The organism is Halorubrum sp. FL23, from assembly GCF_052439115.2.
Lineage (GTDB): Archaea > Halobacteriota > Halobacteria > Halobacteriales > Haloferacaceae > Halorubrum > Halorubrum persicum.
Genome location: NZ_JBQVRO020000046.1, coordinates 1 through 2476 on the forward strand (window position 1 = coordinate 1; position 2476 = coordinate 2476).

The following is a 2476-nucleotide window of genomic DNA, read 5'->3' on the forward strand; positions in this document are numbered from 1 at the left end:
GTGGAGTTGCGAATACCATCAATCCTATGCACGGGTCGGCGGCTGAACGCGGCGTGACTAGCGGATCAAGAACCGAGTGACCTACGCTCAGCGGTCACTCACCGGAGTGAGTGGCCAGCTGGTCGCGGTTCGAGCCGGAATTTCAGCTGTCGGGACAGCGATGCCTCTCGGAAGGGGCGAGCACGGAACGAACTCTATATCAATGTGACCAGCCTCCGTCGAAGGAAGCCACGAAACCGCGGGGCGATCACCCGCGGTTTCGTGCGGAACTCGACGATACCGAGCGATCGTTGAACGAGGAGATCGACCAGCAACCACATGTCGTACAGCAGCATCGCGAACCCGAAGTGGAACAACCGCACCCCGTACTCTCGGGAGGTCGTCCACGGGGCGAACTGCTTGATCCCGCCATAGGCATTCTCTATTCCGCCACGGCGAGTGTAGCGTTTGATCCGGCGACGCGTCGACCGACGGTCCAGACGAATCTCGTCGTTCACGTCGAGATTCGTCAGGAACACCTGGGTCTGGTCACGATCCTCGTCCGGCGGGAGGGCGACAAGCGTCGTTTCGGCTCGCTTTCTGACGCCACCGCTGTCTTTGACTGGCCCGTAGATCCCGTACTCGTCTCGGACCGTCACCTGCTTCTGACCGTCCACGTCCTCGTTCATGCGCGCGATGAACCGCTTGATGCGGTCATCGCGCGCGGCTGGGATCACGTAGAACAGGTCCCGTTCTTCGAGCGCGGCAACGACGTCTGTGGCGTGAAACTCTCTATCGGCGAACACCCGACGGATACGCAGGTTTGCCCGCGCTTCGACGATGTCGACGAGTCGGCGGACGACGCCGCCGACTCGATAGGATCTCTCCTCGCCAGCGTACGCGTCCGGGTCGTGATCGTCGGCATCACCGATCGGCAGCATCGCCGCCGTGAACAGGACGTTGTCGCCGACGATGCTCGCTGTCGCAACCTTGTGACACCAGTCGTAGGACTTGTCTTCGGGCGCTCCTTGGACCCGCACGAGTTCCTCCCGCTCGCCGTAGTACGCGATGTAGGTCATGTCGATTGCGAGCATCGCTGGCTGTTCGAACTCGACGTAGGGCTTGGCCCGCGTCAAGACGCGGGCCGCGCCCCGGTTGATCATCTCCGTGATTTCTTCGATGTCCAGGGTTTTGATCGCCTCCAGCAGCGTTTCACCGGTCGGACCGTCCGCGAAGAACGGGTCGTCGAGGTCCGGGTCTGGATTGACGTAATCGCCGTAGGTTTCGGCACCGCCGTTGGCGGCGGTGCCTGTAACCCCGAGGAGGGTCTCCAAGAGGAGTAACTCCTTGTCGGCGTAGATCGCGTCCTCGGAGCGGTCAAAGTCGAACGCCGGGAACACGACCGTGGTGAGTTCATCCAGCACTTCGCGGGTCTTGCCACGGATCAGCCGGTTGACCGTGCGCTTCGAGGAGCCAGTTGGCTCCGTCGAAGCGCTGTCCTGGTTGGGCGCTCCAATCGGACTGCCGCGACGAGCAGCAAGCGTCCGAATCTGGCGACAACTCACCTCGATCGTCCGTTCTATCTCCGCGAATCGGTTGTTTCGTGCTCGCGAGAGAGTACTTTGGTCTGGAACATCTTCTGGGTCAAACCCAAGTATTGCGGCCGTGTCTGGATCCGTTTCGAGCGTCCGATGCACGGCGGCATCGGACGCGTCGGTGAGTTCTGCCAATAATATTGCCCGAAGCATCGGTTCGAACGGTTTGGCGTCGTGCCACTCTGGGTAGGGGTCGTCTCGTGCATACGTCGTGAGGTCGAGGTGGCCGACCACCTCGACCGCTGTCGTTGTCTCATCGAGAATTTCATCCGCTTGCTGTGTCAGTATCCCCCACCCACCAGACAAGGGATCAACATCTGCAAGTCTGTCATCTGTCTGTGGGTCGGCGCTGCCCTTGGCAGCTCCGACCCCATTTGAGTCGTCGTGGACCATCTCTGTGGACAGATCGTCTCACAGAACGGGAAGATTAAGCGAAGACGAGCAGGAGTACAGGTATGGAAGACGATCCCCCAGTCATGGAGTCACTCCCGAAGCAACCGCTCACGGAAGCCAACATCAAAGAAATCGGTGAGAGCGATGCAGTGGTCGGTGCAATGTCGTTCCCGGGTGAACAGGAAGTCCGTGGCTTCGTCCTCGAACACGAGGACTCATTCACCGTCCTCGTGTTCGATCATCGGACAGAAACCTGGCGCAAGCTGAATCAGTACGATAAAGACGAGATCTCTGTGCAAACAGCCATACAATGGGCTGTCGACGACCGTACAGAGTGGTTTGCGGACACTGGCCGTCTCTCCGAACTGTAGGGTTTATGATCGGATCTTCTCATTGTATCGCGAGTCGGGGTCGCTGACCCCGACCCGCTCACGTGGCCTTCGCGAGTGGTTCTCTGGGAACGGGCTCGATCCAATCCCGTGCATAGATTCTGTCGTTCGCAACTCCAG

2 protein-coding genes are annotated in these 2476 nt (G+C 59.9%); one reads left to right on the plus strand and one right to left on the minus strand.

The features are described 5' to 3' along the window. Window positions 1–194: 194 nt before the first annotated feature. A complete protein-coding gene (locus ACT4MF_RS18785) occupies window positions 195–1967 on the minus strand; it encodes a transposase (RefSeq protein WP_280587558.1) in 1773 nt (590 codons plus the stop codon). A 62-nt stretch (window positions 1968–2029) separates the two neighbouring features. Here ACT4MF_RS18785 and ACT4MF_RS18790 point away from each other — a divergent pair, with 62 nt between their 5' ends. After that, window positions 2030–2338 carry a DUF7964 domain-containing protein gene (locus ACT4MF_RS18790; RefSeq protein ID WP_256418112.1) on the plus strand — a complete coding sequence of 103 codons (309 nt, stop codon included), beginning with the start codon at window positions 2030–2032 and terminating at the stop codon, window positions 2336–2338. Window positions 2339–2476 lie beyond the last annotated feature (138 nt).

Excerpts from the sequence above, each read along its gene's own strand:
- ACT4MF_RS18785 (WP_280587558.1), bottom strand. The coding sequence starts at position 1,967 with ATGGTCCACGACGACTCAAATGGGGTCGGAGCTGCCAAGGGCAGCGCC.
- ACT4MF_RS18790 (WP_256418112.1), top strand. The coding sequence starts at position 2,030 with ATGGAAGACGATCCCCCAGTCATGGAGTCACTCCCGAAGCAACCGCTC.